The 26299-nt window shown below is 41.7% G+C and carries 25 protein-coding genes; 19 read left to right on the forward strand and 6 right to left on the reverse strand.

What is annotated here, in order from left to right; translation table 11 throughout:
• Window positions 1-110 precede the first annotated feature (110 nt).
• Together AC3WTB_RS15660 and AC3WTB_RS15665 are read right to left on the reverse strand one after the other, a co-directional pair.
• A complete protein-coding gene (locus tag AC3WTB_RS15660; protein WP_492333948.1) occupies window positions 111-1553 on the reverse strand; it encodes a DEAD/DEAH box helicase in 1443 nt (480 codons plus the stop codon).
• Between the two features lie 118 nt (window positions 1554-1671).
• Entirely contained in the window at window positions 1672-2475 is an 804-nt protein-coding gene (locus AC3WTB_RS15665) for an NAD kinase (protein ID WP_024424814.1), read from the reverse strand.
• Window positions 2476-2920: 445 nt separating this feature from the next.
• Here AC3WTB_RS15665 and sppA point away from each other — a divergent pair, with 445 nt between their 5' ends.
• The 14 genes from sppA (at window position 2921) to AC3WTB_RS15735 (ending at window position 16452) form a co-directional block, all read left to right on the forward strand.
• The gene (sppA, locus tag AC3WTB_RS15670) at window positions 2921-3922 is read left to right on the forward strand and encodes a signal peptide peptidase SppA (RefSeq protein WP_024424813.1); all 1002 of its coding nucleotides are present in this window, start codon (window positions 2921-2923) and stop codon (window positions 3920-3922) included.
• A gap of 14 nt (window positions 3923-3936) precedes the next feature.
• Window positions 3937-4461: an RDD family protein gene (locus AC3WTB_RS15675; protein WP_492333949.1), complete on the forward strand. Its 525-nt coding sequence runs from the start codon at window positions 3937-3939 to the stop codon at window positions 4459-4461.
• Between the two features lie 100 nt (window positions 4462-4561).
• Complete coding sequence (locus AC3WTB_RS15680; RefSeq protein WP_144491322.1) at window positions 4562-5269, forward strand: DUF2953 domain-containing protein; 708 nt, start codon at window positions 4562-4564, stop codon at window positions 5267-5269.
• A gap of 14 nt (window positions 5270-5283) precedes the next feature.
• Window positions 5284-5736 carry a GerW family sporulation protein gene (gene ytfJ / locus AC3WTB_RS15685; RefSeq protein ID WP_024424811.1) on the forward strand — a complete coding sequence of 151 codons (453 nt, stop codon included), beginning with the start codon at window positions 5284-5286 and terminating at the stop codon, window positions 5734-5736.
• A gap of 112 nt (window positions 5737-5848) precedes the next feature.
• Window positions 5849-6349, forward strand: coding sequence for a thiol peroxidase (tpx, locus tag AC3WTB_RS15690; protein ID WP_024424810.1), 501 nt, complete (start codon window positions 5849-5851; stop codon window positions 6347-6349).
• A gap of 88 nt (window positions 6350-6437) precedes the next feature.
• Window positions 6438-7412, forward strand: a complete 975-nt coding sequence (locus AC3WTB_RS15695) for a class I SAM-dependent methyltransferase (RefSeq protein ID WP_492333950.1) — start codon at window positions 6438-6440, stop codon at window positions 7410-7412.
• 380 nt (window positions 7413-7792) lie between these two features.
• Window positions 7793-8977, forward strand: a complete 1185-nt coding sequence (locus tag AC3WTB_RS15700) for an acetate kinase (RefSeq protein WP_039180594.1) — start codon at window positions 7793-7795, stop codon at window positions 8975-8977.
• A gap of 105 nt (window positions 8978-9082) precedes the next feature.
• Window positions 9083-9598, forward strand: a complete 516-nt coding sequence (locus tag AC3WTB_RS15705; RefSeq protein WP_039180591.1) for a MogA/MoaB family molybdenum cofactor biosynthesis protein — start codon at window positions 9083-9085, stop codon at window positions 9596-9598.
• 174 nt (window positions 9599-9772) lie between these two features.
• Complete coding sequence (locus AC3WTB_RS15710; RefSeq protein WP_024424806.1) at window positions 9773-10984, forward strand: argininosuccinate synthase; 1212 nt, start codon at window positions 9773-9775, stop codon at window positions 10982-10984.
• Window positions 10981-12354, forward strand: a complete 1374-nt coding sequence (gene argH, locus AC3WTB_RS15715; protein ID WP_492333951.1) for an argininosuccinate lyase — start codon at window positions 10981-10983, stop codon at window positions 12352-12354. Before AC3WTB_RS15710 ends, argH begins: the two co-directional genes overlap by 4 nt.
• A gap of 121 nt (window positions 12355-12475) precedes the next feature.
• Window positions 12476-13378 carry a phosphotransferase gene (locus tag AC3WTB_RS15720; protein ID WP_461198405.1) on the forward strand — a complete coding sequence of 301 codons (903 nt, stop codon included), beginning with the start codon at window positions 12476-12478 and terminating at the stop codon, window positions 13376-13378.
• A gap of 99 nt (window positions 13379-13477) precedes the next feature.
• Window positions 13478-14233 carry an SDR family oxidoreductase gene (locus tag AC3WTB_RS15725; protein ID WP_039180586.1) on the forward strand — a complete coding sequence of 252 codons (756 nt, stop codon included), beginning with the start codon at window positions 13478-13480 and terminating at the stop codon, window positions 14231-14233.
• A 65-nt stretch (window positions 14234-14298) separates the two neighbouring features.
• A complete protein-coding gene (locus AC3WTB_RS15730) occupies window positions 14299-14982 on the forward strand; it encodes a metal-dependent hydrolase (protein ID WP_039180583.1) in 684 nt (227 codons plus the stop codon).
• Window positions 14983-15129: 147 nt separating this feature from the next.
• Window positions 15130-16452, forward strand: coding sequence for a CBS domain-containing protein (locus AC3WTB_RS15735; protein WP_039180580.1), 1323 nt, complete (start codon window positions 15130-15132; stop codon window positions 16450-16452).
• A 37-nt stretch (window positions 16453-16489) separates the two neighbouring features.
• On the opposite strand, the gene AC3WTB_RS15740 is transcribed toward AC3WTB_RS15735, so the two are convergent.
• Window positions 16490-16792, reverse strand: a complete 303-nt coding sequence (locus tag AC3WTB_RS15740; protein ID WP_003216665.1) for a YtpI family protein — start codon at window positions 16790-16792, stop codon at window positions 16490-16492.
• A gap of 147 nt (window positions 16793-16939) precedes the next feature.
• Here AC3WTB_RS15740 and AC3WTB_RS15745 point away from each other — a divergent pair, with 147 nt between their 5' ends.
• Window positions 16940-17881 (forward strand): DHH family phosphoesterase, encoded by a 942-nt coding sequence (locus AC3WTB_RS15745; protein WP_024424800.1) that lies wholly within the window; start codon window positions 16940-16942, stop codon window positions 17879-17881.
• Between the two features lie 51 nt (window positions 17882-17932).
• Here the strand turns inward: AC3WTB_RS15745 and AC3WTB_RS15750 are convergent, their stop codons facing one another.
• The 3 genes from AC3WTB_RS15750 to ytrH all read right to left on the reverse strand — a co-directional run bounded on the left by AC3WTB_RS15750 (window position 17933) and on the right by ytrH (window position 19068).
• On the reverse strand, window positions 17933-18118 hold the full coding sequence (locus AC3WTB_RS15750; RefSeq protein WP_003216400.1) for a YtzJ family protein: 186 nt from the start codon (window positions 18116-18118) through the stop codon (window positions 17933-17935).
• 108 nt (window positions 18119-18226) lie between these two features.
• Window positions 18227-18730: a sporulation membrane protein YtrI gene (ytrI, locus tag AC3WTB_RS15755; protein ID WP_003216226.1), complete on the reverse strand. Its 504-nt coding sequence runs from the start codon at window positions 18728-18730 to the stop codon at window positions 18227-18229.
• The gene (gene ytrH, locus AC3WTB_RS15760; RefSeq protein WP_024424798.1) at window positions 18727-19068 is read right to left on the reverse strand and encodes a sporulation membrane protein YtrH; all 342 of its coding nucleotides are present in this window, start codon (window positions 19066-19068) and stop codon (window positions 18727-18729) included. The genes ytrI and ytrH overlap by 4 nt, the downstream gene beginning before the upstream one ends.
• A gap of 137 nt (window positions 19069-19205) precedes the next feature.
• Between ytrH and dnaE the strand changes: the two genes are divergently transcribed.
• From dnaE to accA, 4 genes are all read left to right on the forward strand, one after another.
• On the forward strand, window positions 19206-22541 hold the full coding sequence (gene dnaE, locus AC3WTB_RS15765) for a DNA polymerase III subunit alpha (RefSeq protein WP_492333952.1): 3336 nt from the start codon (window positions 19206-19208) through the stop codon (window positions 22539-22541).
• Window positions 22542-22682: 141 nt separating this feature from the next.
• Complete coding sequence (gene ystJ / locus AC3WTB_RS15770; protein WP_025092260.1) at window positions 22683-23915, forward strand: NADP-dependent malic enzyme; 1233 nt, start codon at window positions 22683-22685, stop codon at window positions 23913-23915.
• Between the two features lie 304 nt (window positions 23916-24219).
• The gene (accD, locus tag AC3WTB_RS15775; protein ID WP_034279640.1) at window positions 24220-25095 is read left to right on the forward strand and encodes an acetyl-CoA carboxylase, carboxyltransferase subunit beta; all 876 of its coding nucleotides are present in this window, start codon (window positions 24220-24222) and stop codon (window positions 25093-25095) included.
• Window positions 25080-26057 carry an acetyl-CoA carboxylase carboxyl transferase subunit alpha gene (gene accA / locus AC3WTB_RS15780; protein ID WP_039180569.1) on the forward strand — a complete coding sequence of 326 codons (978 nt, stop codon included), beginning with the start codon at window positions 25080-25082 and terminating at the stop codon, window positions 26055-26057. Before accD ends, accA begins: the two co-directional genes overlap by 16 nt.
• The last annotated feature ends 242 nt before the right edge of the window (window positions 26058-26299 follow it).

The following is a 26299-nucleotide window of genomic DNA, read 5'->3' on the forward strand; positions in this document are numbered from 1 at the left end:
ATTCAATATGACATTTGTCATATTTGTCATCAAAAAGGCTGATGGGATCAACGTTTGTGCGCTTATTACATCATCAATAAAAAAAAGTAAAGGCGCTGGGCCTTTACTTTTTATGAACGTGCTTCATGTACTTTTAACTGCTTGCCTTTAATGGTTGTGTGGCGCATGGCATTCAGCACAAGAGGGCCTTTGCCGTTTAAAATATCTACATATGTTTTCGTGTCTTGAATCGTAATAATCCCAATGTCATCGAATGCAACGCCATCTATTTTGGCAATGGTCCCAACGAAATCAACAGCTCGCAGCTTCTTTTTCTTTCCGCCGTTAAAATAAAGCTTCATAATATCCTTCTCAACGCCTGCCTGTTTATTTTCCTTTTGAATAGGCGTTTCAATCTTTTCTTCAAAGCTTTCTACATGCTTCTCTGCTTCTTCCTTCGTTGGATATGGCTGAGTTTGAAAATCTATGCCGGCATCCTGCTTTAATTCATCAATAAGCGGCTTAGCATTCTTTGTCATAAACGCAATCGTTTTTCCGCTTTTTCCCGCTCTGCCTGTTCTACCAGTTCGGTGAATATAGCGCTCTTTTTCATAAGGAAGATCATAATGAATGACATGTGTCATATCACTGACATCAATTCCCCGGGCTGCTATATCTGTTGCGATCAGGTAACGGAATTCACCTTTTTTAAATTCATCCATCACATCAAAGCGGTCTTCCTGTCTCATGCCGCCGTGAATTTTGTCACAGGGTACATCCCATTCATCCAGCTTCATCGTGAGTTCATTCACCTGGTCTTGTGTATTACAGAAAATAATGCAGCTATCTGGATTTTCAATGACGATCGTACGCTGAAGAAGGGAGAATTTCGATTCCTCTTCTGTTTCAATCACGGTGTGGGTAATTTGCTGTACAGACGTTTCTTCACGTGCGATCTCAATGATTTTCGGTGATTGTAAAAACTGTTCACTCAATTTCTTCATATCATCAGACATTGTCGCTGAAAATAGCATCGACATGCGCTTTGGCGGCAGATACTGAATAATAGAAGAGACCTGATCGATAAATCCCATGTTCAGCATTTCATCCGCTTCATCTAACACGAAAAATTTGAGATTTTCTAAAGAAAGGGTGCCTTTCTCAAGGTGATCCAAAATGCGGCCTGGTGTCCCGCACACAATATGATTTTTCTGTGAAAGTTCTACTTTCTGCGCTTGAAAAGAGGCTTTTCCAAAAATGGCTGCGGCTTTGATTCGTTTGAATCGTCCAAGGCTTGTGAGGTCTTGTTTGACCTGCATGGCGAGTTCTCGTGTCGGAACGAGGATAAGGGCTTGAGGTTTATTTTCAGCCCAATCAACCATTTCACAAATCGGAAGACCATATGCTGCAGTCTTGCCGCTGCCAGTCTGAGATTTGACGATTAAATCCTGCTTTGAAAAAGCAACGGATAATGTTTCGTGCTGAACGGGTGTAGGTGTATGGAAGTGAAGCGCTTCTAACGCTTGTTTCAATTCATCACTTAATGGATATTGATCAAAATGTTGTAATGTCATCGTGTTCTCCTTTTCGTACATTCATACTTGTGACATCATACCATAACCATGACCGTGAATGAAAAGACATAAAAAAAAGCCCCATAAAGGAGCTTTAAACCCTCAATAATCTGAAAGATTAAAGGAATCTGCGTTTTACTTTTTCCCAGTAAGAGTTGTCTTTTAATTTCACCGTTTTAATGACTTTTCCTGAAAGGCCAATGTCAATTTGTTTGACGTGCTTTGTACCGAGCGCTTCGTTATCAAGCCCGATAATTGGATGATCGTTTCCATCCTGCACCACTTTCAGCGTCAGCTTACGGTCACTGCTTAAGATGAAAGGAGCGCCTAATGTACGGTACGAGTTGTTATTCAGAGATGCAAGCTCTGTGACTTGCATACATGGAAGCATCGGATCAACCACGGCGCCGCTCACGGATTTATTGTAAGCCGTTGAGCCAGTCGGAGTGGAAATAATCATGCCGTCGCCTCTAAAAGTTTCAAAGTGGAAATCATCTATATACACATCGATCACAAATGTTTTAATAATGCTGGAGCGGATCGACAGTTCATTTAAGCAATGGAACTGGTTTGTGCTGTCAACGCTTACATCGATGATTGGATATTTTCTCACTTCAAGCTGTTCAGTGTTCATGGCATCAATCATTTTATCAAAATGCTCTAACGAGAAATCACAGTATAGGTGCGTATTCTCTGATTTTGATACCCCTACATACAAGCAGTCATCCCGGAAGTTCGTTTTGCGGACTGCTTGAAGAAATGTGCCATCCCCGCCAATTGAAGCAATAATATGGGCATCCTCTGCACGCTTGACGACGTGAAAGCCTTGATCGGTAGCGAGCTTCTCGAGAGAAGAAATGTGTCCATCCAATTCATGATCTTTTTTGTAAAAGAAAAATACATTGCGTCGATTGTCTGTCATTGACGTTCTCCCCTTTGCTGTCAAAAATAATTTCCAATGATAAAGGGCTTACATGAAAACCCTTGCTCACATTTTACACTTTTTTCATATGAAAGTAAAAACATTAGAGAGAACATCTAATGATCAGATTTGCATGATGAGAAATGAGTCGATGTGAGTGATTCGAAATGGCTGAATCCTGAGCATAATTGAATAGCCGTTTTCTCATGAAAGAATGGTTTGGGTGTTTCGTTGCGGTGAAGATCTAGCCTATTAGGTGCAGGGAGAGGATAAAAAAGCCAATTTTTCGTCATGCGCTTGTCTACGTAGACGACGTAAAGTTGATCGTTATTTAAGAGAGGTGCTATCATATGCCTACATGAAATGTAAAAAAACCACAATTCCTGTGAAACATTTCATGTGGGCATTCGTATGAATGAAGTGAGACAAAAAGGAGGAGAAAAAGATGAATGCGAAAAGATGGGTAGCGCTCATTATTGCACTTGGTGTTTTCGGATTTTCAATTGTGATTAGTGTCACGATGGCCTTGTTCGATAGCTTCAATGACAATAAAATGAGCTATCAATTCGGGGATGAAATAGAAGAGAAGGTACTAGAGAATGGCAGCGGTGCAGGCAAGATTGCTGTTCTTGAGATTAATGGAACCATTCAAGATAATGGCGGCGCCTCGAGCCTATTAGGCGGAGAAGGGTATGATCATCGTGCATTCCTCAAGGAACTAGATAAAGCGAAAGAGGATGCTTCGGTAAAAGGCGTACTGCTGCGCGTTAACTCTCCTGGCGGCGGTGTCTATGAAAGTGCTGAAATACATAAAAAATTAGAAGAAGTGAAAAAAGCGAAGAAGCCGATTTACGTATCTATGGGCTCAATGGCAGCTTCTGGCGGCTACTACGTGTCAACACCAGCGAAGAAAATCTTTGCTTCACCTGAAACATTAACAGGATCACTAGGTGTTATTATGCAGAGCTTGAATTATTCAAAGCTGGCAGATAATTTGGGCATTAAATATGAAACGATTAAAAGCGGGAAATTCAAAGACATCATGTCTCCTAACCGTGATATGACAAAAGATGAGCGTAATATCATGCAAAGCATGGTCGATAACTCTTATGAAGGATTTGTCAAAGTGATCTCTGAAGGACGGGGCATGTCAAAACAGGAAGTCAAGAAAATTGCTGACGGCCGAGTATATGACGGGACACAGGCAAAATCGAACGGATTAGTCGATGAGCTTGGGTATTATGAAGATGCATTAAAAGCGATGAAGAAAAATGAAAAAGGCTTAAAAGGAGCAACAGTGGTCAGCTATTCTCAAAGCTTTGGCTGGAACTCTCTCTTCAACATGAGTGCAAGCAAGCTCTTTAAAAGCGAAATTGATTTTCTGAATTTAAAAGAAACACTGGCTGGCTCAAATGGGTCTAAACCGATGTATCTCTATTCAAAATAAAGGAGGGATCATAGATGGATTCTACATTCGATGAAGTAAGCGAAAGCCGCAGCCAAGAGGAAGAATCGAAGCCGGCCTTTGTGAAGCGCGCTTCAATTAAAGCACAGGCGTTTGCAGGTTTTTGGATTAGATTTTGGGCGTTTATTCTTGATTGGCTCGTCGTCTGGGGTGTCAACCATTTGACGGTTTCTCCAATCTTTAGTCTGTTTGGCTGGTCCAAAGGAGGGGGATGGTTTTCTCCATTTTCCGTCACAACGACGATTGTATTCCTCCTTTATTTCGCCATCATGACGAAAATCTTTCAACAAACACTTGGCAAAATGGTGTTTGGGATTAAAGTGGTCTCACTTCAGCCTGAGAAGAAGCTGGCATGGGATGTTATTTTCTTTAGAGAGATTGTGGGACGTTACATTAATACGATCTTTGTTCTCTATGCAATCGTTGGGTTCTCGCCGAAAAAGCAAGGGGTTCATGATTACTTTGCTGATACGGTGGTCGTCCATGAACATTTATATGAAAAAACAGAATCAAACGTATAATCAGAGGAGTTTGGCCGCGTACCGGTCAAACTCTTTTTTTTGTTGATTGGGTATAAAATCCAGAATGAGAGCCATAATCGTAGGGGAAGCATCATTTGTTATGGAGGAAGTGAGCACAGTGCTTTACGTTTGGATCGCAGCGTTGTTGTTTCTTGTGATCTTATTGATTTTCATGAAAGTAACCATTTCGCTGGACTATTCGCATACAAACGACAATGACCATATTGCACTGAAGGTCATCACCTTATATGGATTGGTCAGACTCAAAAAAGAGATTCCGATGGTGAGGGTCAATCCAGAAGACCAAACGATTGATATTCGTGAAAAGAAAATGGAAAGCGCCAAAACCCCTGATCACGAAAAAGAATCGATGCATAAAAAAGTAGGAAAACGTGATATGAAGCAAATCCTTCATCAAATGGAGCGCATCACAAAAGAGATTGTCGATTTAAATCGGATCATGCGCAAGTTCTTCATTCACATAAGGGTTGTCTCATTTCACTGGTCGACATGGATCGGCTTTCATGACGCCGCTTTAACAGGTGTAGCAGCTGGCGGTGTGTGGTCAGTTAAAGGAGCGCTGCTTGCCTTTATGCAGGAGCATCTGAACTTTAAGCATAAACCAGTATATGAAGTCATTCCGGCCTTTCAGCACAACGTATCGCAGACTCAGTTTACATGTATAGCTTATTTTCGTCTTGGACATGCTATGCTTGCAGCCATTCGTTTACTTGTTCATTGGTTAAAAGGGAGAAAGGCGAGAAAAAGTGCCTCTCTTCAAGCAACGAAGAATGAATCATCTGTTTAAGGAGGAACCCGAAAATGGCAGATCATCCAATCCAAGGTCTCATGAAGACAGCGATGGAAAACTTAAAAGAAATGATAGATGTGAATACAATCATCGGCGATCCAGTCGAAACCCCTGACGGCAGTGTCATTCTCACTGTGTCAAAAGTTGGTTTTGGATTTGCAGCCGGCGGCAGTGAATTTAACGGGAACCAAAAGAAGGAAAAGCGTTCTGATGATCAAGAACGAAAAGAACCAAGACTCCCATTTGGCGGCGGAAGCGGCGGCGGGGTATCGATTACACCAATTGCCTTCTTAATTGTAGGAACAAACGGAGTTCGAATGCTTCATTTGGATGAACACACACATCTGCTCGATAAAATATTGGATTCTGCTCCTCAAGCAATTGAACGTCTTCAGCACATGTTTAAGAAGGATGAGCGGGAGCACCGTCATAAAGAACGAAAACTAGATGACATAGACCTTTAAAAAGTTAGCTGCGCTGCAGTTAACTTTTTTTTCAAAATGGACGATTAGGCTTTGCAGTTTTTTGCTTTCTCTACTATGATAGAACCATACATTTGAAAAGGGAGGAATTGTTTTGGCATCGATCACATTTAAAGGAAGTCCTGTCACGCTTGTAGGAAATGAAGTAAAAGTAGGCGAGCAGGCTCCTGATTTTACGGTTTTAACGAACTCACTTGGAGAAGTTTCACTTTCTGATTTAGCAGGAAAAGTGACGATCATCTCAGTGATTCCTTCTATTGATACAGGTGTGTGTGACGCACAAACAAGACGTTTCAATGAAGAGGCAGCCGGTTTAGGTCCCGTCAATATTTATACGATTAGTGCAGACCTTCCATTTGCACAAGCACGCTGGTGCGGAGCAAACGGAATTGAAAATGTTGAAACATTATCTGATCACAGAGATATGTCATTTGGTGAAGCATTCGGAGTGTATATGAAAGAATTGCGTTTATTGGCGCGCGCAGTCTTCGTATTAGACCCTAACGGAAAAGTGGTTTACACTGAATACGTAAGTGAAGCAACGAATCACCCAAATTATGAAAAAGCCATTGAAGCTGCAAAATCACTGTTATAAAAGCAGCATAGACAAGAGCTCCGGCTTCATCCTGGGGCTCTTTTCAATGAGAACATATAGCTTTTAACAAAGCGAGGAGAGAAAAGCATTGCAGAAAGATCAAGTAAGTACTATTTTTGAACTGCTCGATACAGCTTCTATTCGATTGAAAAAGGAACAGAGCATTTCCTATATTGAGGCATTGGCAGAAGCAGGAGAAGCCTTTTTCCAAGCAAATGATCGAAACGGTTTATTAAAGGATTTAATAGAGAAAGCAGATTTTGCTTCTTATGATCATGAGCAGATTCGTAAAGCGTTTCAGCTCGCCGTATTGAAAGGTCAAAAGGATATTTCTCATCCAAATCGCCAGATGACGCCAGATACGATTGGACTGTTTGTCAGCTATTTGGTGAATAAATTTTTAGAAGGTCAAAAAGAGCTTGTTGTCTTTGATCCAGCAGCTGGAACAGGAAACTTACTTCTTGCGGTTTTAAACAATCTCACGGCAGAAACAAAACGCGGCTTTGCGTCTGAAATTGATGATGTGCTCATTAAAATTGCTTGGGCCCAGGCGAATTTAGAGGAGAAGGAAGTCGAGCTTTTCCACCAGGATAGTCTTGAACCGCTTCTAATCTCACCGGCAGATGTCACTGTATGCAGCCTGCCAGTCGGTTATTATCCAAATGATGAACGTGCAGCAGACTTTACATTAAAGGCAAAAGAAGGACATGCCTTTGCCCATTATTTATTCATTGAACAAAGCCTCCGCTACACAAAAGAAGGCGGCTTCTTATTCTTCATCATTCCAAACGATTTGTTTGAAGGTAAAGAAAGCGTACAATTAAAGGATTTCATCAAAGATCATGCGTATATGAATGCGTTAATTCAGCTGCCAGTGTCCATGTTTAAGGATAAAAAACACGCCAAAAGCTTATTTGTGATGCAAAAGAAAAGAGAAGGGCTGGAAGCACCAAAACGAATGCTGTTTGCCAATCTTCCATCTTTCTCACAAAAGGAAGCAATGGTCGGTGTGATGAGAAAATTAGACCAGTGGTTTATAGAAGAAAAAGAAACGAAAGAATAGCCAGAGATATTTCTGGCTATTTCAGCGTGTAGACAAACCCTCGCATTCGTTGTCAGGTCTGCGCTCCGGTGCTCGCCCTTCCTAGAGCTGCAAAGGTTTTCTATCACGCTGAAAAGAAAACAAAGAGCTAAAATAAAAATCATTTTAGCTCTTTGTCAATAATCTGGATATTTTACTATTCAGAAAATAATGACTTATTGATGTAAGCGATAACAGTTTGAAGGTGCACTTGAAATGCAAAGTTTTCAATGTTTAAATGAAAAAGTCAGATATTTTTCGGACTTATCGTTAAACTATAAAAGACCCGTCAAACAGGTTGAATATAGCACCGGAAAAAACGTGAAACCTTATATAACAACTGAGTAAAAGGAGCGACAGTAATGTCCAAAATTATTGCAATCAACGCAGGAAGCTCATCTCTTAAATTCCAATTGTTCGACATGCCAGAAGAAACCGTTTTAACAAAAGGGCTTGTTGAAAGAATCGGAATGGACAACAGTATCTTCACGATTTCTGTAGATGGAGAAAAGAAAACAGAAGTGACAGATATTCCAGATCACGCAGTAGCGGTCAAAATGCTGCTTGAAAAACTAACTGAATTTCACATCATCAAAGACTTTAATGAAATTGATGGCGTAGGACACCGTGTTGTTCACGGCGGAGAGAAATTCAGCGATTCTGTACTTTTAACTGATGAAGTGATTAACGACATTGATCAGCTTTCAGAGCTTGCACCACTTCACAACCCTGCAAACGTTGTAGGAATCAAAGCATTCAAACAAATTCTGCCTGACGTACCAGCGATTGCTGTGTTCGATACAGCGTTCCACCAAACTATGCCAGAGCAGTCTTACCTATACAGCCTTCCGTACGACTACTACAAAAACTTTGGTATTCGTAAATACGGATTCCACGGGACAAGCCACAAGTTCGTTACAGAGCGTGCAGCAGAGCTATTAGGCCGTCCACTAGAAGAGCTTCGTTTGATTTCTTGCCACCTTGGAAATGGTGCGAGTATCGCAGCAGTTGAAGGCGGAAAATCAATCGATACATCTATGGGCTTTACACCACTTGCTGGTGTTGCAATGGGTACACGTTCAGGTAACATTGACCCTGCTCTTATTCCATTCATTATGGAAAAAACAGGACATACTGCTGAAGAAGTGCTTTCTACTTTGAATAAGAAGAGTGGTCTTTTAGGTGTGTCTGGTCTGTCAAGTGACCTTCGTGATATTGAAGAAGCAACAGAAGAAGGAAACGACCGTGCAGAAGTTGCTCTTGATATTTTTGCGAGCCGTATTCATAAATACATCGGCTCTTATGCAGCAAGAATGAATGGCGTAGATGCGATCATCTTCACAGCTGGAATCGGTGAAAACAGTTCAGAAGTAAGAGCACGTGTACTTCGTGGTCTAGAATTCATGGGCGTTTACTGGGATCCTTCCCTAAACAACATGAGAGGCGAAGAAGCATTCATCAGCTACCCGCACTCTCCTGTAAAAGTGATCGTCATCCCAACAAACGAAGAAGTAATGATTGCAAGAGACGTTATGCGTTTAGCGTAATCATCTTTGAAAAGCTCTTTTCCAATAAGGAAAAGAGCTTTTTTCTGTTAAAAGCTGCATGCTATAATGTTGTCCAAAATGAAGTAAAAGGGAGCGTTGCGGAAAATGAGCGTGACAGAACATAAACGAGAGGCGAAAGAAAGGCTTTATGTGAAGGTCATTACGGTCAGTGATACAAGAACGAAGGAAACAGATAAAAGCGGGCGCCTGATGATTGATTTGCTCAAAGAACAGGGACATCTTGTTCTTGCATACGATATTGTAAAAGATGATATTGGATCGATTCAAGACGCTGTGCTGGAAGGAACAAGCGAACCGAAAATAGATGCCGTCTTGTTAAATGGCGGAACAGGAATTGCTGCAAGGGATGTGACCATTGAAGCGATTACCCCTCTTTTTTCCAAGGAGCTGCCTGGCTTTGGTGAAATCTTCCGAATGCTCAGCTATACAGAAGACATAGGTTCAGCTGCTATCTTGTCCCGGGCAGCGGCAGGGGTCGTCAATCAAAAGGCTGTCTTTGCCACGCCGGGATCTACCGGAGCCGTTCGTTTAGCCATGACAAAACTCGTGATTCCAGAGCTTCCTCACGTCTTACGAGAGCTTGAAAAAGATCAAAAATAGCCCAAAATGACTCTGCCAAGAAAATTTGGCAGAGTTTTTTTCATAAAGGGGTTGAAAAAACAATTTTTCCTTGTTACAGTGTATACATACTAAATGCATGTTTATAAATTAAAACTTATTTTTATGCAAAAAAACATTCACAGAATCAAAACAAGCGAGAGGAGCTTTTCAATCATGTCACAAAATAAAAAAGTTGTATTAGCATATTCCGGAGGTCTTGATACCTCTGTTGCAGTTAAATGGTTACAAGAGCAAGGATACGAAGTTGTTGCTTGCTGCCTTGACGTAGGTGAAGGAAAAGACTTGGCATTCGTTCAACAAAAAGCGCTTCAAGTCGGAGCGGTTCAATCATACATGATTGACGCAAAAGAAGAATTTGCTGAAGAGTTTGCACTCACTGCATTACAAGCACACACAATGTATGAAGGAAAATACCCACTAGTATCTGCACTATCCCGTCCGCTTATTGCAAAAAAATTAGTGGAAGTAGCAGAAAAAGAAAATGCAGTAGCTGTTGCTCATGGATGTACTGGAAAAGGGAACGACCAAGTTCGTTTTGAAGTATCCATTAAAGCATTGAATCCAGATCTAGAAGTTCTTGCGCCAGTGCGTGAATGGAAATGGTCTCGTGATGAGGAAATCGATTATGCACAAAAACATGGTATTCCAATTCCGATTAACTTAGACAGCCCATATTCAATCGACCAAAACCTTTGGGGCAGAAGTAACGAATGTGGCATTTTAGAAGATCCTTGGGCTGCGCCGCCAGAAGGTGCATATGATCTGACAAATCCACTTGAAAAAACACCTGACACACCAGAAATCATTGAAATCACGTTTGAAAAAGGAAAACCGACAGCGATTGACGGAATCCAGTATTCATTATCTGACCTTATCCTTCATTTAAATGAAGTCGCTGGTCAGCATGGTGTTGGCAGAATCGATCACGTTGAAAACCGTCTTGTTGGGATCAAATCTCGTGAAGTGTACGAGTGCCCAGGTGCAGTCACACTTCTTAAAGCACATAAAGAGCTTGAAGACTTAACGCTTGTTAAAGAAGTCGCACACTTTAAACCAATCGTGGAACAAAAAATGGCTGAATTAATATACAACGGCTTATGGTTCTCACCGCTTAAAGAAGCACTAGATGCATTCTTACAAGAAACACAGCAAAACGTAACAGGTGTTGTACGTGTGAAACTATTTAAAGGCCATGCCATTGTAGAAGGACGTAAATCACCATATTCACTTTATGATGAAAATCTCGCAACTTATACAAAAGCAGATGAATTTGATCATGATGCAGCTGTAGGATTTATTAACCTTTGGGGCTTACCGACAAAAGTAAACAGCATCGTGAATAAAAAGGAGCAGGTTAAAGCATGAAAAAGCTTTGGGGAGGCCGATTTCAAAAAACACCAGAAAAATGGGTCGATGAGTTTGGCGCGTCCATTCATTTCGACAAACAATTAGTGAAAGAAGATCTGACCGGCTCCCTTGCTCATGCAAGTATGCTGAATAAATGCGGTTTCCTCGGTGATGAGGAGGCCGCTGTCATCAAAGACGGACTAAATACGCTCATGAAAAAGGCAGAGGCGGATGAACTGGAATTTTCAGTAGATTATGAGGACATTCATTTAAACCTTGAAAAAATGCTCATTGATGAGATTGGTCCGCTTGGCGGCAAATTGCACACAGCGAGAAGCCGGAATGATCAGGTCGCAACTGATATGCACTTATATTTGAATAACCAAGTCGAGCATATCATTGAATTGATCTCTTCCTTTCAAACGGTGCTTGTAGAAAAGGCAGAACAGCACGTTGAAACGATTTTCCCAGGATATACGCACCTGCAGCGTGCACAGCCTATTTCGTTTGCCCATCATATGCTCGCCTATTTTTGGATGCTTGAGCGTGACAAAGCGCGCTTTCAAGATTCATTGAAGCGAATTAACGTGTCTCCGCTTGGATGCGGAGCGTTAGCAGGAACGACATTCCCGATTGATCGTGAATATACTGCAGAGCAGCTTGGCTTTGATCACATTTACGAAAACAGCCTTGATGGTGTGAGTGATCGGGACTTCATTTTAGAGTTTTTGTCTAATAGCAGTCTTGTGATGATGCACCTCTCACGTTTTTGTGAAGAAATCATTTTATGGTGCTCGCAAGAATTCAAATTCATTGAACTCGATGATACGTATGCAACAGGCAGCAGCATGATGCCGCAGAAGAAAAACCCGGACATGGCTGAACTAATCCGCGGGAAAACAGGCCGTGTGTATGGCAACCTGATGGGGCTTCTCACGATTATGAAAGGCTTGCCGCTTACGTATAACAAAGATCTGCAAGAAGATAAAGAAGGCATGTTTGATACAGTGAAAACCATCGCTGGCAGCCTGCAAATCTTCACAGGTATGATTCAAACGATGACAGTCAACGAAGATGTCATGAAAAAGGCAACAAAAGAAGATTTCTCAAATGCGACAGAAGTGGCAGACTACCTTGCGAAAAAAGGCATGCCATTCCGTGAAGCACACGAAATCGTTGGCAAGCTTGTGTATACATGTATTCAAAAAGGCATCTACTTAAGTGATCTTCCTTTTGAAACTTTTACAGAAGCAAGCGAGCTTTTTGAACAAGACATTTACACTGTTCTTGATCCGTATGTTGCGGTTGAAAAAAGAACAAGTGCAGGCGGAACTGGATTCAAACAAATCCAGCTCGCTTTAGAAAAAGCAAAAGCCTGTCTGGCATAACACGCAAAAAACCATTCGTATGATACGGATGGTTTTTTTGTCATGGAAAAAGGAGTTTGATGACCATTGGAGAAAATGAAAGCATACTAGCGTCAAGCAGAAAAGGGAGTGACAGCAGATCATGAAGAAAACGCTTGAGGCTTTGTTTCATCAACCGATCGTATCAGTGAAAACGTTAGGAGAACAATATGACGGACGGGCCAATGATGTTTGGCTGATCTCCTTACAAGATAAAACGGAGTATGTGATCAAATCTCCTAAAACTGTAAGAGAAGAAAGTGAATTTGTGACTGGGATCAATATGATCTATGGAGTAGATGCTCATACTACACAAAAGTATATCGATCAAATTAATCAAAAACTGTCTCATACGAATTCGTTTCAGATTCCAGAAGTTGTTCGTAAAGTGAAGAAGGCAGGGAGACATTTTTATGTAATGGAGAAAGTAGAAGGAACACCTTTCACATCTTTCGATGGACGTTCATCAAACTTTTATAAGGATTATGGGAGGAAACTAGCACATCTTCATTCATATCGAACTGACTTTTTTGGGGCAGTATACGGAGCTGAAAAGAAACATTTGAGAGAATTTCATGCGGTGTTAAAAAAGGTTGTACCCAAACTCATAGAGCGTTATTATGCTGATCAGACTGAATTTCACTGTTATGCAGAAATTGTGCTGCAAAAGATAGAAAAGCTGAAGCCTCCTGATTCAGCCAGTCTCATTTTAATTGATTTAGATCCGTCTCAATATATTGAAAAAGATGATCAAGTAACGAGTTTAGTTGATACAGAATATGTCGTATATGGACCAGCTGCGTTTGATTTTATTGCATTGGAATACCTTTTGACGAAAGAAGCTGCCCGCGATGTCCAATTGGGGTATGAAGAGATTTGTCCGCTTCCTCGCGAGCTTCATGAGGTGAGAGAATGCTATCGTTTTGTTTCGCTGCTTCTCGATATCCATGGCTCATGGGATCTGAAAAAGTGGATGAATCACCCTATACTGTTTTACTCCTATTGATAAAGGGTTCATAAGTGCGCCAGCTGCCGGTTTATAGTAAAGTAAAAGATAAGATAAGAAACACGTGAACTTGCAACCTTTGCTTTAGGAGGAGATTGTGTGCGACACGCATTAATAACAGCGGGTTCTAAAGGACTTGGCCGGAAAGTCACCGAGTCTTTACTGAATATGGGGTATTCTGTGACAGTGAATTATCGAAGTGATGATGAAGCTGTCCGGCAGATGAGAGAAGAATTACAGCAGTACGAAGATAAGCTTCAATTTGTCCAAGGTGATGTGACAAAAAAAGAAGATCTAAAAAACATGGTAGAGCTGGCAATAGAGCGATTTGGGCGGATTGATGCCTTGATTAACAATGCTGGTCCTTATATTTTTGAACGAAAAAAACTGGCGGATTACTCTGAAGATGAATGGTATCAAATGATAGAAGGCAACTTATCAGCAGTATTCCATTTGTTCCGCATGGTCATCCCAATGATGAGAAAACAAAGCTTTGGCCGCATTATCACTTATGGCTTCCAAGGTGCAGACCATGCGCCAGGCTGGATGCACAGATCAGCCTTTGGAGCGGCAAAAGTGGGCCTTGCGTCATTGACGAAAACCATTGCGATTGAAGAAGCCGAAAACGGCATCACCGCCAATATGGTTTGTCCAGGCAAAATCGTTGGAGACATGAAAGAATCGACAATAGAGGAAGCCCGCCAAATCAAAGACGAAGAAACGCCAATAGGCAGGTCTGGTACTGGAGAGGATATAGGACGTATCATCTCATTTCTATGTGATGACCGTTCAGACCTCATTACAGGCACCGTCATTGAAGCAACAGGTGGTCTTAACGTCATTCACAGGCATTAAGTTTTTTAGCTTTTTATAGAGGGAATAAATGATATGAGATCAAAATTGAAAGGTGGATATACTACATGAAAGCTACATATCATGGACATTCAGTCGTACACATTGAAACAAACGGATATCATATTTGGATTGACCCATTTTTAAATGGAAATAAGCACACAGATATCAATCCGCAAGATGTGAAAGCAGATGTCATTTTACTGACACATGGACATGGAGATCACATCGGTGACACCATTGAAATCGCTAAAAACAATGATGCACTTGTTGTCGCGCCTTTCGAGCTTGCCACATATTTAAGCTGGCAAGGGGTGAAAACGCACCCGCTTTCTATTGGAGGCAGCCGTGAGTTTGAATTTGGTAAAGTGAAGCTCACGCAAGCGTTCCATGGTTCTGCTGTCATTGATGAAGAGGCACAGACAATTACGTATACAGGGATGCCATCAGGTATTTTATTTACCGCAGAGGGCAAAACAATTTATCATGCTGGAGACACTGCACTCTTTTCAGATATGAAGCTGATTGGTGAGCTGAATCATATTGAGCTCGCATTCCTACCAATTGGTGATAACTTCACGATGGGGCCGGAGGATGCAAGAATTGCAGCAGAATGGCTGCGGGCAAAACAGGTCGTTCCGATTCACTACAGCACATTCCCGCCAATTGAACAGGATCCGCATGCATTTGCAGACAGCCTGCATGGCGGCGTCGGTCATGTGTTAAACAGCGGGGAATCAATCGAGATTTAATCCCCATATGAAAAAAGCTGGCACACAAATGCCGGCTTTTTTGTTTGCCTTTATCTGCTGAAAGAAAAGACAAATTGCTATTAAAAGCCTCCTGCCCTTATAATGAAACATAGATGAAAACGCTGAAAACAAAAAGGGTGAACGGGATTGGCGACAAAGCATGAGCAAATTTTATCGTATATTGATTCATTAGATGTCGGGGAGAAAATTTCTGTCCGGCGCATAGCGAAAGAAATGAAAGTGAGTGAAGGCACCGCTTATCGGGCCATCAAAGATGCTGAAAATAAAGGGTTCGTCAGTACCATTGAACGAGTCGGCACCATTCGAATTGAACAGAAGAAAAAAGAAAATATTGAAAAACTGACATATGCAGAAGTGGTTAATGTCATTGATGGACAGGTGCTTGGAGGACGAGCAGGCTTACATAAAACGTTAAATAAATTTGTCATCGGAGCGATGGAGCTGGATGCGATGATGCGCTATACGGCAGCTGGCAACCTTCTCATCGTCGGAAACCGGATTAATGCCCATAAGCAGGCATTAGAGGCAGGGGCGGCTGTGCTGGTCACCGGCGGATTCTCAACAGATGATGAAATTATTCAGCTCGCAGATGAGCTAGAGCTGCCAATTTTATCAACAAGCTACGATACATTTACCGTAGCGGCTCTCATTAACAGAGCCATTTATGACCAATTAATTAAAAAAGAGATTGTGCTTGTAGAAGATATTTTAACGCCGATTGAACGCACTGTGTATTTATCACCAGAGGATAAGCTTGAAAAATGGTATGAAAAGAATTATGAAACTGGCCACGGCCGTTTCCCGGTCGCAGATGATCAAATGAAGATTCACGGAATTCTCACCTCAAAGGATATTGCGGGGCATGACCGCTCCACACCGATTGAAAAGGTGATGACGAAAAATCCGCTGACGGTCATTGGCAAAACATCTGTCGCCTCAGCTGCCCAAATGATGGTGTGGGAAGGCATTGAGGTGCTGCCAGTTGTGGATGATCATGCGAAGCTGATCGGGATGATCAGCCGTCAGGATGTGCTCAAGGCGCTCCAAATGATTCAAAAGCAGCCGCAGGTCGGAGAAAAGCTGGATGATGTTGTCTCAAGAGGGTTTAAAGAAACTGATACAGAAAAACCAAAAGCAGATGCGGTTTATCAATATGAGGTCACCCCGCAAATGACGAACCAGCTTGGAAACATTTCATATGGGGTGTTCACACAAATTTTAATCGAATCAGCCAACCGCTTCTTAAAATCTCATAAAAAGGGCGAGCTGATCGTCGAGAGTCTCTCTGTCTACTTCTTAAAACCGGTCCAAATGGAATCCACAATCCAGATCAAGCCGAATATTTTAGAAGTAGGACGCAAGTTTGGGAAGCTGGAAGTCGAGGTTTATCACCAATCGAATATCGTAGGTAAAGCGATGCTGATGGTGCAGCTGATGGAGAGGGGATAATGATCAAAAGGGCGAACCCATGTCGCCCCTTTCCTTATTACGCGTGATCTTTTTCGCCTTCCTTTAAAAAGAGCGGAAGGTAATGCTTGTAGGCTTTATACCCAGCCCACGTACTGCCGATACCGACAGCAACAAAAATAAATCCGATGACAAATGCGAGTGACGAGCGGTTTAAAAATAATTGATTCACACCGAAAAGCAGGACAAAGCAGCCAAGGGCCATACTGGATTTCGCCGACCAAAATTTTTTCTCAACTGGCCGGTTCGTACGGACATTTTTCGCTTTGTAGTATAAATAAAACATGGCAGAACAAATAATAAACACAATCAAAACAAGCATGTGCCAAGCCTCCATTGTAAGTGGTTACAACCCTATTTTAAACGTAAATAGGCTTGCTTACTAGAATAAATTGTCTATTCCTCACTTTTCCGTCACGATAGATTATGATTTAATAATAAAAAGAGTATCGCATGAGAAGGAGTTTTTATGAAAAAAGAACTGATTAGAACCATATCATTATATGACACCATCATCATTCATAGACATGTAAGACCAGATCCTGATGCGTATGGATCGCAGTGCGGCCTTACGGAAATCTTGCGTGCCACCTATCCAGAAAAAAATATTTATGCGACAGGAACCCCTGAGCCATCCCTTTCATTTTTATATGAACTCGATGAGGTACCAGACGACGTGTATAAAGGGGCCCTTGTCATTGTCTGTGATACGGCCAATCAAGCAAGAATTGATGATCAGCGCTATTTAATGGGCGATAAGCTGATGAAAATCGACCATCACCCGAATGAAGATCCTTATGGTGATTTGCTTTGGGTAGATACAGAGGCAAGCTCTGTGAGCGAGATGATTTATGAATTGTACTTAGAGGGGAAAGAAGAAGGATATCAGCTGAATACAAAGGCGGCTGAATTGATCTATGCCGGCATTGTAGGAGACACAGGCCGCTTCCTTTTCCCAAACACAACGAAAAAGACACTCAAATATGCAGGGGAACTCATCGAATATCCGTTTTCATCTTCAGATCTCTTCAATCAATTGTATGAGACAGATTTGAATGTCGTGAAATTAAATGGTTATATTTTTCAACATATTTCTTTGTCAGAGAACGGGGTTGCATCTGTGTTCATTAAGCGTGAAATTTTGGAATCGTTCCAAACAACAGCGCAGCAGGCCTCACAGCTTGTTGGGACACTAGGAAATATTGCAGGCATTAAGGCATGGGTCTTTTTTGTGGAAGAAAACGATCAGATTCGTGTCAGATTCCGCTCTAAAGGTGTCGTCATTAACACCATTGCGAAAAAATATCATGGAGGCGGCCACCCGCTTGCAGCCGGTGCGTCCATTTATGATTGGGCCGTAGCAGATGAGATTTTGCGTGATTTAGAAGAAGTATGTAAATCATCATCATAAGAGAGGAGGGATATGAAGTCCCTTCTCTCTTTTTTGTCATGGAGAAAAGGGTTACTTGCACACAGGGATAAACCAGCAGCCAATGTCTGTTGAATCTTCATAGGCTTGGAGATTTTGATGCTTTAATTCTTTTTTAATTAAATGAGCCATCATTTCTGTCTCAGCATAAGCACACATGCCGTCTTTGATCCGGCTTGCTTTGTCTCGTGCCATTTGACGATAGCTGTAAACCTCCATTGTCCTCACCTCTTTCTATTTAAGATCTCGTTCTACTTTTAGTGTATAAAAATGAAGCGTGAAAAGCGATCATTGAGGGCAGAAATTCATAAAAATTCCACAACCTCTTTATTCAGCAAATGAAATACGTACTTCAAGTGAAAGCTTCGTATAAATTGTCAGCTCTGTCACTTTCGCTCGGTATGCCTTTTCCCGAATGGTATATTCTTTATTTTCCACTGTCCGTTTTAGTAATTCCTTTGTTTTATAGACACTTTCAATATCCTTTGTAATGACTTCTGAGATATCCTCCTTGACCTGATCTTCAAACTTTAGCGTATCTGGCTCTGGGATTTTATATTGCTCACGATTCACGAGATGAACATCTACGCTTTGGATCAGCAGCCGCTTCTTATTATCCTCATTTAACTTATGCAAATCTTCCCGATAGAGTGTGATTTGTTCCTTCAAACTGTCCATATGATGCTGCTGGCTTCTCAGCAGTGTCACTTGCTTTTCCTGAAAGGTTCCGTATGTAAAGAGAAAAATGAGCCAGCTTACAATCGCACCAAACATCATTCCTGCAAAAAAACGCTGCCAGCCTGGGCGTTTATACAGCTCCGGCACCCTCATGATGACACATGCTCCTGTGTGAGCCACGTAATAATGAGATACCCCGTTTGTGCGCCGCCCATGGCAGAGATAATTAATAAAATCTGCTTGAAAATATCACGCGTGTTTCCTTCGAAAATGCCTCGTTCAAAGCTATAAACAGCATCAAATGTTCCGCCGATAGCGGCGACAAGCGCCCAAATCTTTAAACGGTTGGCAAGACTAGTAATAATGGATAAAGGCGGCTGACCAGATAAATACGCACCAACACCGCCTATGATAGCACCACCCAAAATGACCCCAAGGGCGATAAAATAACAGCTGATAAAATTCGGAATAAAAGCTTCCTTCACATCCATTTTGTCCACCTCACTCTATTCAATATATGGTGTGTGCTGGACAAGTATGAACGGACAGAAAAGAAAGAACATTTGTTTCTCATCGCATCGCGTTTTATAATGAAAGAATGACTTTAGACGAAAGGAGTGGATTTAGCATGTCTTATGTTCATCTTCAGGTCCACAGTGGATACAGCTTGTTAAGCAGTGCAGCTAAAGTAAAGGAGCTTATACTGAAAGCAAAAGAACTTGGCTGCAAGGCGCTCGCTCTTACCGATGACCATGTGATGTATGGAACGGTTGAATTTTATAAGGAATGTAAAAAACATGGCATCAAGCCGGTTATCGGTTTAACAGCTTCTGTCTTCATAGATGAACAAGAGACAGAGGCTTATCCCTTGGTACTCCTTGCAAAAAACAACGAAGGCTATCAAAACCTGATCAAAATCAGCAGTGTGCTGAAATCAAAATCAAAAGCCGGACTGAAAGAAAAATGGCTCAAAAGCTATCATCGCGGGCTCATTGCGATCACACCAGGTGCATCTGGGTATATTGAAACGCTTTTGCAGCATGATCAGATAGAAGAAGCGCGTGAAGCCGCAAAACAATTAAAGCATATATTCGGCGAGGGCCACGTGTACATCGCACTTCAGCCATTTCAGCAGGACGAATCGCTCACCAGCAAACTGCGGGACGTCTCACAAAGTTTGGACATACCTCTTGTTGCGACGGGGGATGTTCACTACATCAATCGAGAGGACAAAATGGCTTATACGTGTTTAAAGGCTATTAAAGCAGGGGAGCAGCTTTCAGAGATAGAGGAAGACCGAGGAGAAAAGCATTTCAGATCCTTTGAAGAAATGTTGGAATGGTATAGAGATGATCGAGAGCTGCTGACAAGAACGGTGGAGATTGCAGACCGCTGCGAGGTCGATTTAAATCTTGGACAGACAAAACTTCCATCCTATCCAACTCCTGATCAATCAACAGCAGATCAGTTTTTACGCAGAGTGTGCGCAGAAGGGATGAAGCAAAGAAAGATTGCTTCACATGACATGTATGTCAAAAGACTTGAATATGAACTGAGCATTATCCAAAAAATGAATTTCAGTGATTATTTTCTCATTGTGTGGGATTTTATGAAGTATGCGCATGACAGAGGGATTGTCACAGGCCCTGGACGGGGATCAGCAGCGGGTTCACTTGTTGCATATGTTCTGTTTATTACGGATGTCGATCCGATCCGTCACGGGCTTTTATTTGAGCGCTTCTTAAATCCAGAGCGAATCAGTATGCCAGATATTGATATTGATTTCCCCGACACGAGAAGAGACGAAATCATTTCTTATGTAAAAGACAAATACGGAGACATGCATGTGGCGCAAATTGTCACGTTTGGAACACTTGCAGCAAAGGCTGCTTTAAGGGATGTTGGACGTGTGATGGGAATCGATTCAAAGGCAGCGGATCGTCTTGCCAAGCTGATTCCATCAAAGCCAGGAACGACGCTGAAAGAAGCGGTGACTGCATCTCCTGAATTAAAAACGATGCTTCAGCAATCTGAAGAGCTTCGAAAGGTCTTCCAAACTGCTTTAAAGGTAGAAGGCTTACCGAGACACACCTCGACACATGCAGCTGGCGTTGTGCTGAGCGAAGAGCCGCTGACAGAGGTCGTTCCGATTCAAGACGGCCATGAAGGTGTGTATTTAACGCAGTATGCCATGAATTATTTAGAAGATCTCGGACTTTTAAAGATGGATTTCTTAGGGCTCAGAAACTTAACATTAATTGAATCCATTAAAAACCAGATTGAAAGACAGGAAAACGTCCACATTAACTTTAGTGACATTTCATATGAGGATCAGAAAACGTTTGAATTGTTATCTGCGGGCGATACAACTGGAATATTCCAGCTTGAATCACAGGGAATGCGTCAGGTGCTGAGACGTCTGAAGCCGTCTAGTTTAGAAGATATCGTAGCGGTCAATGCCCTCTATCGTCCAGGTCCAATGGAAAATATCCCGCTTTTTATCGACCGAAAGCATGGCAGAGTCAAGGTCTCCTACCCTCATCCTGATTTGTATGACATATTAAAGGATACATATGGGGTCATCGTCTATCAGGAGCAAATCATGCTGATTGCAGCGAAGATGGCTGGTTTTCAGCTGGGCGAGGCTGATCTATTAAGAAGAGCTGTTTCGAAGAAGGATAAAAAGGTTCTTGATGAAGAGCGAAGCCATTTTGTTGAAGGATGCCTAAAAAAGGAGTATCCTGTTAACATTGCAAATGACGTTTATGACTTAATCGTCAAATTTGCAAACTATGGTTTTAATAGAAGCCATGCTGTTGCATATAGCATGATTGGCTTTCAGCTTGCTTATTTAAAAGCGCATTATCCGTTATATTTTATGTGCGGTCTTTTAACGAGTGTAATTGGAAATGAAGACAAAATTGCTCAATATTTCTATGAGGCGAAGGAAAAAGGGATATCTGTGTTGAAGCCTTCTATTAATAAGAGTGAGTTTCCATTTACGGTTGAAAAAGGGGAGATCCGCTACAGCTTAAGAGCGATTAAAAATGTCGGAGTGTCAGCTGTAAAGGATATATACAGAGCAAGACAAGAAAAGCCGTTTGAAGATTTATTTGATTTTTGCGCAAGAGTATCACCAAAGAGTGTCAACCGAAAAACGATTGAAGCGCTCATTTTTTCAGGAGCGATGGATGAGTTTTATCCCAATCGTGCTTCGTTATTAGCATCGATAGATATTGCGTTAGACCACGTGTCATTTTTAAATCCAGAGGATCAGCTGGACTTTCTTGGGGATACAACCTTCTCCATTAAGCCAAAATATGCGGAGATAGAAGAAATGCCGCTTGTTGATCTCCTGCAATTTGAAAAAGAGGCACTCGGGTTATACTTATCAAATCACCCAGTACAAGCATATCGAGAACGCTTAAGAGAGAATGGTGCAGTGGAAATCATCAGACTTTCTTCCTATATTAAGCGAAAAATTTCAATGGGTGGTCTTTTGACAAAAGTGAAATCGATTCGGACAAAAAATGGACAATCGATGGCATTTGTTACATTTGGGGATGAAACGGGAGAAATGGAAGGTGTCGTCTTTCCAGAGCAATTTAGGAAGCTGTCCCCCTTACTTGAGGAGGGCACCATGCTTTATGTGGAAGGCAGAGTAGAGATCAGAAATGACAGCAGTCAAATCATCGTGCAAGAAGCTGCTTTGCTGGAAGAGATGGACGCAAAAAGAAAAGAGTCTGTCTACATTCGGGTGAAAGAAGAGAATCATACGCAGGAGCTGCTAGAGCAAGTAAAACGAGTCCTCTCGATGCACAGCGGAGAAGCAGATGTCTATTTGTATTATGAGAAGCAAAAAAAGACGATGAGACTTCCAGATGCATACAAAGTTCATGCAGATCATGCTGTGATTTTCCAGTTAAAAGAGCTGCTCGGTGAACAAAACGTTGTGATTAAATGATGACAAATCGCCTGAATATGTTTTACAAATTCACCTATTGTGTTATCATTTTAAAGATTCTGTGTATTTAAAACTGCCAGTATGTGCTTATCAATTTAGCAAATCATTAAATCATTTTCCACTTGAAGGAGTGTTCATCACATGTCATTAAGAGAAGAAGCATTACATATGCACAAAGAGAATCAAGGCAAACTCGAATCAAAATCAAAAGTACAAGTGAAAAATGCGAAAGACTTGAGCTTGGCTTATTCACCTGGTGTTGCAGAACCATGTAAAGATATTTATGACGACACAAGCAAAGTGTATGATTATACAATGAAAGGCAATATGGTCGCTGTTGTCACAGACGGAAGCGCTGTTTTAGGGCTTGGAAATATTGGTGCAGAAGCATCTCTTCCAGTAATGGAAGGGAAAGCCGTATTATTCAAAAGCTTTGCAGGCGTAGATGCCTTCCCAATCGCGCTTGCAACGAACGATGTAGACAAAATCGTTGAAACGGTGAAGCTTCTTGAGCCGACTTTTGGCGGTGTGAACCTTGAAGATATTGCAGCTCCTAACTGCTTTATCATCGAAGAGCGCTTGAAAAAAGAGACAAACATTCCAGTTTTCCACGATGATCAGCACGGAACAGCTATTGTGACAGTAGCAGGACTTGTGAATGCACTGAAGCTATCTGGAAAATCTATGTCTTCAATCAAAGTAGTGGCAAACGGCGCCGGGGCAGCAGGAATTGCGATTATCAAACTTCTTTATCATTTCGGTGTACGTGATATCATTATGTGTGATACGAAAGGTGCCATTTACGAAGGCCGCCCGAATGGTATGAATGCAGTGAAAAACGAAGTAGCTAAATTCACGAACCAAGACCGCAAAGAAGGTTCATTAGAAGAAGTCATTGAAGGCGCAGACGTCTTTATCGGGGTTTCTGTAGCAGGCGCTTTAACAAAAGAAATGGTTGGAAAAATGGCAAAAGATCCTGTCATCTTTGCTATGGCTAATCCAAATCCAGAGATTATGCCAGAAGATGCACATGCAGCAGGTGCAAGTGTTGTAGGAACTGGCCGTTCTGACTTCCCGAACCAAGTGAACAACGTACTGGCATTCCCAGGAATTTTCCGCGGAGCATTAGATGTACGTGCAACTCACATTAACGAAGAAATGAAAATCGCAGCTGTTGAAGCGATAGCGTCTCTTGTTTCAGATGAGGAATTGTCAGCTGAATATGTCATCCCTGCACCATTTGATGCACGCGTGGCACCAGCGGTAGCAAAAGCTGTGGCAAAAGCAGCAATGGAAACTGGCGTTGCAAGAATCAAAGTCGACCCAGAAGCGGTCGCTGAAAAAACAAGAAAATTAACGATTATCGGCGAATAATCAACTGGAAAAGTGTGCACGTTTTTTCTGAAATTGGAGGAAAAACGTGCAACATTTCCTCTCTTACGCGAAAAATTTTTCATCCGGAATGAGATTTTTTTGTAGACGTTCACAATTCAAACATATCAACTGCTCAGCGCCCCAAACACCTACTCATTTCTCATCAATTCCCCACTGAAAAAATTGAATGAAGGATGACAGCGTTTGACAAAAAAAGTACAATAGTTTCGGTACAGTTATGACATGTCCTATAATAGTGGATGTGCGTGTAAAGAAAAAACCCTTCAAAAAGGGAGGTAGTCATTTGTCAATCAAGAATATTTTCAGTAAAAAGAAAAAATATGCATCTGTACCCTCTGAACAGGCAAGCCAAGATGTGCCTGAAGGCATCATGACCAAATGTCCGCAATGTAAAAAAATAATGCTCACCAAAGAACTAGATAAAAATTTACGTGTTTGCATGAATTGCGGCAGACATTTGCAAATGAATGCAAAACAGCGTATCGAAAGCCTTGTAGATGAAGGCACATTTGAAGAATTTAACGGGCACCTCATTTCAGCAAACCCGCTCGGTTTCCCAGGCTACGAAGAAAAGCTTGAGAAAGACAGAGAAAAAACATCTTTGAATGAAGCCATTGTCACAGGTAAAGGTGAGATTGAAGGCCAAAGTGCTGTGATTGCTGTCATGGATGCCACGTTCCGTATGGGCAGCATGGGATCGGTTGTTGGTGAAAAGATCACACTGGCGATCGAGAAAGCAAAAGCGGACAAGGTGCCATTTATTATCTTTACTGCATCTGGTGGAGCGAGAATGCAAGAGGGAATTCTCAGTCTGATGCAGATGGCAAAAACAAGTTCAGCATTAAAACTGTTCAGCGAAGATCAAGGGTTGATTATCTCTGTGATGACGAACCCAACAACTGGCGGTGTATCAGCTAGTTTTGCGTCTCTCGGTGATTACAACTTTGCAGAACCGGGTGCTTTAATTGGTTTTGCAGGCCGAAGAATCATTGAACAAACGATTCGTGAAGACCTGCCAGAGGACTTCCAAACGGCTGAATTTTTAATGAAGCATGGACAGCTTGATGCTGTCATCCATCGTGCAGAAATGAAAGAAACATTAGGCCGAATCTTAGCGCTACACAGCACAGGAGGTGAACGAGAGTGGCTGGAGAACTAGAATTTGAAAAACCTGTCATTGAACTTCGAGCGAAAATTGATGAACTGAAAAAGTTCACACAAAACTCAGAAATGGATTTAAGTGCAGAAATTGAGCGCCTTGAAACACGTCTAAGCAAGCTTGAAGCAGACATTTATACAAATTTAAAGCCGTGGGACAGAGTGCAGATTGCTCGGCATGCGATGCGCCCAACAACTCTCGATTACATTCAAGAGCTGTTTGACAACTTTTTCGAATGTCACGGTGACCGTTTTTATGGTGATGATGAAGCGATCGTTGGAGGAATTGCCACGTTTAAAGGGCTTCCTGTCACTGTTATTGGTCATCAGCGCGGTAAAGATACAAAAGAAAACTTGCGCCGTAATTTCGGAATGCCTCATCCAGAAGGCTACCGTAAAGCGCTGCGTTTGATGAAACAAGCAGATAAATTTAATCGCCCGATCATTTGCTTTATTGATACAAAAGGAGCTTATCCTGGTAAAGCAGCTGAAGAGCGCGGACAAAGTGAAGCAATTGCGAAAAACCTATTCGAAATGGCAGGACTTCGTGTACCGGTTGTCTGTATTGTCATTGGAGAAGGCGGAAGCGGCGGCGCACTAGGCCTAGGCGTAGGAAACCACCTATTCATGCTAGAAAACTCAACGTATTCGGTGATTTCACCTGAAGGTGCAGCAGCACTGCTCTGGAAGGACTCATCACTTGCGAAAAAAGCTGCAGAATCAATGAAAATTACCGCTCCAGACCTAAAAGAATTAGATATTATAGATGATGTTATTAAAGAAGTGCAAGGTGGAGCACATCGAGACGTGAAACAACAAGCAGCCTACATGGAAAATGTATTAAAACAATCACTTACATCTTTGCTCAAACTAACACCTGAAGAACTAGTCGAACAAAGATATGAAAAATACAAAGCAATCGGGAAAGTATCGATTGAAAATCAATATATTGGGGTAAACTAAATAAACGTACAGCCTTTTTGGCTGGCGTTTATTTTTTTCATCTTTTTTCATGAAAACCGACCTCATGTAAGCGCTATTTGAAAATAATTTTCTTTTGTTTTCATAAAATTTGAAACGTCTGAAAACCCTGATATGACAAGGTTTATAGCACCTGCCTTTACAGATTTCAGAGAGATTTGCTTTCATGACGTTCTTAACTTTTGTTTAAAAACGGTTTATTTAATTGTATAATAAGTACGGTT

This window comes from Bacillus sp. EB106-04-04-XG123, from assembly GCF_058791855.1.

Bases quoted from the DNA above. Each gene is read 5' to 3' on its own strand.
- ytrH (WP_024424798.1), bottom strand. From the start codon at position 19,068: ATGGATGTGAAGGAAGCTTTTATTCCGAATTTTATCAGCTGTTATTTT.
- dnaE (WP_492333952.1), top strand. From the start codon at position 19,206: ATGTCTTATGTTCATCTTCAGGTCCACAGTGGATACAGCTTGTTAAGC.
- AC3WTB_RS15680 (WP_144491322.1), top strand. From the start codon at position 4,562: ATGGAGGAAGTGAGCACAGTGCTTTACGTTTGGATCGCAGCGTTGTTG.
- AC3WTB_RS15730 (WP_039180583.1), top strand. From the start codon at position 14,299: ATGAAAGCTACATATCATGGACATTCAGTCGTACACATTGAAACAAAC.
- AC3WTB_RS15700 (WP_039180594.1), top strand. From the start codon at position 7,793: ATGTCCAAAATTATTGCAATCAACGCAGGAAGCTCATCTCTTAAATTC.
- AC3WTB_RS15675 (WP_492333949.1), top strand. From the start codon at position 3,937: ATGGATTCTACATTCGATGAAGTAAGCGAAAGCCGCAGCCAAGAGGAA.
- AC3WTB_RS15665 (WP_024424814.1), bottom strand. From the start codon at position 2,475: ATGACAGACAATCGACGCAATGTATTTTTCTTTTACAAAAAAGATCAT.
- AC3WTB_RS15705 (WP_039180591.1), top strand. From the start codon at position 9,083: ATGAGCGTGACAGAACATAAACGAGAGGCGAAAGAAAGGCTTTATGTG.
- ystJ (WP_025092260.1), top strand. From the start codon at position 22,683: ATGTCATTAAGAGAAGAAGCATTACATATGCACAAAGAGAATCAAGGC.
- argH (WP_492333951.1), top strand. From the start codon at position 10,981: ATGAAAAAGCTTTGGGGAGGCCGATTTCAAAAAACACCAGAAAAATGG.
- AC3WTB_RS15740 (WP_003216665.1), bottom strand. From the start codon at position 16,792: ATGCTTGTTTTGATTGTGTTTATTATTTGTTCTGCCATGTTTTATTTA.
- AC3WTB_RS15720 (WP_461198405.1), top strand. From the start codon at position 12,476: ATGAAGAAAACGCTTGAGGCTTTGTTTCATCAACCGATCGTATCAGTG.
- ytrI (WP_003216226.1), bottom strand. From the start codon at position 18,730: ATGAGGGTGCCGGAGCTGTATAAACGCCCAGGCTGGCAGCGTTTTTTT.
- ytfJ (WP_024424811.1), top strand. From the start codon at position 5,284: ATGGCAGATCATCCAATCCAAGGTCTCATGAAGACAGCGATGGAAAAC.
- AC3WTB_RS15745 (WP_024424800.1), top strand. From the start codon at position 16,940: ATGAAAAAAGAACTGATTAGAACCATATCATTATATGACACCATCATC.
- AC3WTB_RS15710 (WP_024424806.1), top strand. From the start codon at position 9,773: ATGTCACAAAATAAAAAAGTTGTATTAGCATATTCCGGAGGTCTTGAT.
- sppA (WP_024424813.1), top strand. From the start codon at position 2,921: ATGAATGCGAAAAGATGGGTAGCGCTCATTATTGCACTTGGTGTTTTC.
- AC3WTB_RS15660 (WP_492333948.1), bottom strand. From the start codon at position 1,553: ATGACATTACAACATTTTGATCAATATCCATTAAGTGATGAATTGAAA.
- AC3WTB_RS15750 (WP_003216400.1), bottom strand. From the start codon at position 18,118: ATGGAGGTTTACAGCTATCGTCAAATGGCACGAGACAAAGCAAGCCGG.